The 5,622-nt window shown below is 61.2% G+C and carries 4 protein-coding genes and 1 pseudogene; all 5 read right to left on the bottom strand.

Annotation, left to right across the window (positions count from 1 at the left end; all coding sequences use genetic code 11):
* A partial coding sequence (locus AC1DSG_RS26750; RefSeq protein WP_477793575.1) for an NADH:flavin oxidoreductase occupies positions 1-769 on the bottom strand: 769 nt, incomplete at its 3' end.
* 74 nt (positions 770-843) lie between these two features.
* On the bottom strand, positions 844-2,490 hold the full coding sequence (locus tag AC1DSG_RS26745) for a DUF1302 domain-containing protein (RefSeq protein ID WP_477793574.1): 1,647 nt from the start codon (positions 2,488-2,490) through the stop codon (positions 844-846).
* A gap of 94 nt (positions 2,491-2,584) precedes the next feature.
* Positions 2,585-4,201: a FadD3 family acyl-CoA ligase gene (locus AC1DSG_RS26740; RefSeq protein WP_477793573.1), complete on the bottom strand. Its 1,617-nt coding sequence runs from the start codon at positions 4,199-4,201 to the stop codon at positions 2,585-2,587.
* Positions 4,202-4,232: 31 nt separating this feature from the next.
* The gene (locus tag AC1DSG_RS26735; protein ID WP_477793572.1) at positions 4,233-5,255 is read right to left on the bottom strand and encodes a 2Fe-2S iron-sulfur cluster-binding protein; all 1,023 of its coding nucleotides are present in this window, start codon (positions 5,253-5,255) and stop codon (positions 4,233-4,235) included.
* A 78-nt stretch (positions 5,256-5,333) separates the two neighbouring features.
* Positions 5,334-5,622 (bottom strand): annotated as a pseudogene (locus AC1DSG_RS26730) (flavin-dependent monooxygenase); the annotation flags it as partial.

Here is a 5,622-nt window from a genome sequence, read left to right as displayed (position 1 = left end):
GTAAATGCGCGCCCTCTTCTTCCAGCATGCGGGCGATCTGTGCCCCGTCTTCGGCACTGTTACCGGCGCGCACGCCTTCGGTAATGCTGTATTTGCAGATCACCGCCATCTCTTGGCCGACCGCATCGAGCACCGCGCGCAGCACCCGCCGCGGAAAGCGCAGGCGGTTTTCCAGACTGCCGCCGTACTGGTCGCGGCGCTTGTTGTACATCGGCGAAATGAATTGGCTCAACAAGTAGCCGTGGCCCATGTGGATTTCCACGGCATCGAAACCCGCCTGGCGTGCCAGGCGCGCGCCTTGGGCGAAATCGCGCACCACTTGTTGCATGTCGGCTTCGTTCATCGCCTGCTTGAGGAACATGCCGCTCATCAGGCCAATCTTGTTGAAGCCACCACTGGCCGAAAGCGGACGTTTGGTCGAGCGCTCGCGAATAAAGGTAAAGCAACCGCCGTGGGTGATCTGCGCGCTGGCCAGGCCACCGGACTGGTGCACGGCGTCGGTCAGGGCCTTGAAGTGCGGCACACTGGATTGAGCAAGGATCAACTGATTGGGCAAGGTACGGCCATCGCTGCTCACCGCGCAATAGGCCACGGTGGTCAGGGCAGTTCCGCCAGCGGCCAGGGCCGAGTGCAGTTTGACCAGTTGTTTGGAAGGCACGCCTTGGGCGCTCATGCCCTCGTTGGTGGCGGACTTGATAAAACGGTTTTTCAGGGTCAGTGGGCCGATTTCGACGGGGCTGAACGGAGATAGGGTTGAACGAGGATTCATGACAGGCCTCTCTTTATTTTTATCAGGCTACAAACGAAGGACTGCGTCGCCACATCGCGACGCAGCGATGATCTTCAGAAGGTGTATTTGGCGTTCAACGACAGGTAATCGCGGTCAGCCAGCAACCGGCCCTGGGCGACATCCGGAGAGCTCAAGTAGGCGATATAGGTCATACCGACCTGAAAGTTGCCCAGGTACTTGAAGTCACCACCCACAGTCAGCCGCTTCTCGTCGCGGCCCAGGCCCTGGTAAGCACTACCATCGATGTTCTGCGTCCAGACCACCTTGGTGCTCAAGTCCAGGCCGTTGGCGATGGATGGGTAGTCCATGTAGACGCCAACGCCCAGCAGGCTCGAGCCTCGGGTCTGGATCTTCGACTCGAATTGGTCGAACGTGCCGTCCACGCCAGCCCCGCCGCCGGTGATGGTCAAGCTGTCCACCCCGTCGATGTGTTGATGCACCACCTCACCCATGAAGGTGGTCTGCTGGGCGAGCAGGCTCGGGCCGAGGATGTACATGGCGTTGAGGTTGCCTTGCCAGATTTGTCCGGTGGTCGGTGCGCCGTTGTTCAGGTAGACCGCGGCGCCATCGCGGTAGCTCAGGTCACCGGCGTACTGCACCGAGTCGCCGACCTTGGAGCTGAAGCTGATCCCCGTCAGCTTGACGTCTTCGAAGTAGCCCAGGCGATAGGTCGGCGCGCTTGCGTCATGACCAATGCCCTTGAGCGACGAGTATTGGGTGGTGCCAGTAAAGTCGAAGAACAATGAGCCGATGCGCTCGTTATAGCGGTAGTGGAACAGTCCCACTTCGGTGTTCTCGGTGATTCGGTAGCGCACGCCCAGACCCCATTGGCCGCTGTCGCTGGCGTCTTTTTCACCGGCATAACTGACCGCCAGGCCGTTGGGCAGGCTGTCGACTACCCCACTGCCCAGACGAAAGAACTCGGCACCGGGACCGAAGGTATCGCTGCCGAAGTAATCGCCCACAGGGTTGAGATCGGTTTTTTCCCACTCGTACTGGTAGTAGCCCACCAGCGCCAGGTCTTCATTCAGCGACCACGACCCGGAGACCTGCCCCACCGGCAGGTATGAATCCTTGGCCTCGGTACCCGGCACGTTGAACTTGGTGGCATCCACCGGGGCCTGGCCCTGGCTGATGTTGGCCCAGAAAAGGCTCTCGCCCCAGGCCACCAGATGCCGTCCGGCCTTGAGCGACAGGTATTGGGTCTCGCCGACATCGAAGTTGCCATACACATACGCATCGAGCAGTCGCGCCATGCTGCCACTGAGCCTGCGGGTTTCGTCGCTGAAGCCATCGTTGTGCCCGGTCTTGTTCACCGTCTGCGGCGAGTCGTTGGCGTTTTTCTGGTTGTAGACATCGTCATAGAACTGGCTGCCGCGCAGCACCGCACCGAGGTTGTCGTGTTTGAGTTGTAGTTCGCCGAACAGACTCAGGCGGTTATTGATCAATGAGCCGCGCTTGAAGTTTCGCGTGCCGTCGTCGTAGTTCGGGTCATTGAGGTATTGACTGGCCTGCTTGGCCGTACGCATGGATGCGGTGTAGTTGACCGTCAACGACGAATCCAGAGTGGTGTTTTCCCCCAGTTCGAGGGTCGGTGCAGCGCTGGACGTGGCACTGGCGATTGTGATGGCCGTAGCCAACAGGCAGCGCCCATCGATCACTCTCCCCGGGCTGCGTGCAACAAAGTTACGGGTAAACATGCTCATCTCCTTTTTATTGTTTGGGCTTGTGTGGCCACAGCATGAAAAAAAACCGCTTTCGCGCACATCGTCCGTTTGGTGAGATGAGCGCTTCTCATGCCTGAGCGCTATTGGCCACCATCGAGCGCAGTTCGTTCTTCGCGACCTTGCTCGACGGGTTCAGCGGCAAGGCACTGAAAAAACGCACCTGGCGCGGCACCTTGTAATTGGCCATTTGCTCACGGCTCCAGGCGATCAATTGCGCCTCGCCGACTTCTGCACCTTCGCGCAGCACCACGCAGGCACATCCGACTTCGCCCATGCGCTCATCGGCAATGCCAATCACTGCCACCTGGGCAATCGCCGGATGCTTGATCAGTGCCGCTTCGATTTCCGCCGGGTAGCAGTTGAAACCGCCGACGATGAACATGTCCTTCAGTCGGTCGGTGATGATCAGGTTGCCCGCCTCATCCAGGCGCCCGACATCGCCAGTGTGCAGCCAGCCTTCGGCGTCGATGGCTTCGCGGGTCGCTTCGGGGTCCTGGAAATAGCCCTGCATGATGTGAAAGCCACGCAGGCAGATCTCACCGGTAAGCCCTGGGTCCAGCGCCTGGTTGTGCGGATCGCGGATGCTCACTTCGGTGCCGGCAATCGGCCGTCCGCTGGTGCCGGCGATCACCTGCGCCGAGTCTTGTGGATCGCAGATAGTCGCCAGTCCGCCACATTCGGTCAGGCCGTAGGCGGTGGTCACCACGGCAAACCCCAACTCGTTGCGCATGCGTTCGATCAGGCTCGGCGGGATACTCGCTGAACCGGTCACCGCGATGCGCAGGCTCGACAGGTCGGTCTGCTTGAGCTGCGGATGGGCCAGCAGCGAGAGGTAAAGCGTCGGCGCACCGGGCAAGACGCTGATGCGCTCACGGGCGATGCGCTGGAACACTTGTTCTGCGTCGAACACCGCATGGGGCAGGATGGTCGCTCCGCCGATCAGGCAAGTCAGCCAGCCGGCCTTGTAGCCAAAGGCATGAAAGAACGGGTTTACGATCAGGTAACGGTCACCCGGCACCAGGCCAATGACCTTGACGTATTCGGTGAAGGCTCGCAGGTTCTGTCCATGGCCGCTCATGACGCCTTTGGGTTTGCCGGTGGTGCCAGAAGTGAACAACAGGTCGCACATTGCCTCGGGGTCGACCGCTAATGCACGGTGTCTGGCGCTGTCGGCATCGATGGTCGCTGCACCAATCAGAAACTGTGCAAGCGTCAGGTCCGCAGCCGACCCGGGCGTGTCGCCATCGAGTATCACCAGGTGCTGGAGGCCGGCCGGTCGATGGGGAGCGAGCAGTGCCGGGTAATCGACATCGAGAAATCGCTGCTGGACAAACAGCAGCCGGCAGCCGCTGCGTTCCAGCACATCGGCGGCCTCAAGGCCCTTCATTCGAGTGTTGATTGGCACCAGCACCGCACCGGCACACTGAATGCCCAGCGCGGCGAGGATCCAGTCACCACTGTTCGGCGCCCAGATACCGACCCGGTCACCGGCCTGGATCCCCAGGGCCATCAAGCTCCGGGCAAAACCCATGACGCGCTCGGGCAGTTGGGCGTAGTCGATGCATTGGCCGTTGTCCTCGATGGCAGTGCGACCGGCATAACGTTCGGCACTGCTAAAGACCAACTGGGCAAAGTTGACAGGGGCGGCGCTCAGGGGCGCGACAAGGTTCAGGCTCTGATTCATCGTGGGCTCGGGCTTGGCATCATTGAGGGTTTCATTCTGGAAAGCGGATACGCAGTTGCGCGCTGGTGGGCACCGCCTGACAGGCAAGAATCCAGCCTTCGGCCAGGTCGCCCGCATCCAGTGCATCGTTGTGCAGCAACTCGACGTCGCCACTTTCCAGCGTGCACATGCACGAGGCGCAGCCACCGACACGGCAGGCGCTGGGAGGATTGAGACCGGCACGTTCCATAGCGGCCAGCACGGTCTCGCCGCTGTCGCAGGCCACGTGGTGGTCCTCGCCATCCAGGCGCACTGCCAGCTGCGCGGCCACTGCCGCTTCGCTGCTCACCACTGGCGACAGTTCGCCTTCGCCGGGCAGCGAAACGAAACGCTCGACATGCACCCGGCGATCCGGCATGCCCAGGCCCTTGAGCGCGCTGACGACCGCATCCATGAATAGGGCCGGACCACAGATGAATGCCTGGGCATCTATAAAGGGCCGCGCCAACTCGGCCAGTTGCCCGACACTCGGGATGCCCTGCACTGAATCGAGCCAATGTACGACTTGCAGGCGTTGCGGATGAGCGCTGGCCAGGTGTCTGAGTTCATCCTTGAAGATCACCGAGGACTCATCGCGGTTGGCATAGATCAGCAGGATCCGGCCTGTTCCGGCGAGCAACGCCGAACGCAGGATCGACAGCACCGGGGTCACGCCGCTGCCGCCGCCAAACAGCAGCAAGTCGCCGTCGAGACTGCGCGGCACAAACACCCCGGCCGGAGGCAGCACCTCCAGGGTCTGGCCGGCTTGCAATTCGCCGCACAGCCAGTTCGAAGCGCGTCCCTCGTGAACACGTTTGACCGTTACCCGCAACGGCTCATCCAGCAACGGCGTGCTCGATAATGAATAACAACGTGGCAGCCAGCCGCCCTCGAATGGCACTCGCAAAGTCAGGAACTGGCCGGGTTGATAGTGAAAGCGTTCACCCAGATGCTCCGGCACGTCGAAAACCAGGGAGCGCGCATCGGCGGTTTCCTCGATCACTTGCGCCACGCGCAGGGCAAGATAATTGTTCATAGATCAGCTACTCATGACCACCTGCCGGTGAACCACTGGCAGGTGTAAACCCAAGGAGTCGAAACGGGCGGCATGGCCTCAGACGTAAGGGTCTGGATTGGGCAGGCCCAGCATCACTGCGCCGTAACTGCGCCCGTAAGCCATGTAGTTGTTGGCGATGTGCCCGCGTGCCTGGTGCAGGTCGCGGAACAGCCGCGCCACCGGATTGGTGTTGTACAAACCCGAAGCGGCCATGCTGCGTAGCAGGTCGTTGGCCCGTTCGGCACAAATGTTGGTCACGTAGGCCGACTGGTAGCGATACAACAGGCGGGTTTCGGTATCCGGGTATTCGCCGGCGCGGGCCAGGCTCATCAGGTGCTCATAATTG

The organism is Pseudomonas sp. P5_A12, from assembly GCF_056400685.1.
The sequence above is the reverse complement of the archived record's forward strand: the minus strand, read 5'-3'. Positions and strand labels throughout refer to the sequence as shown.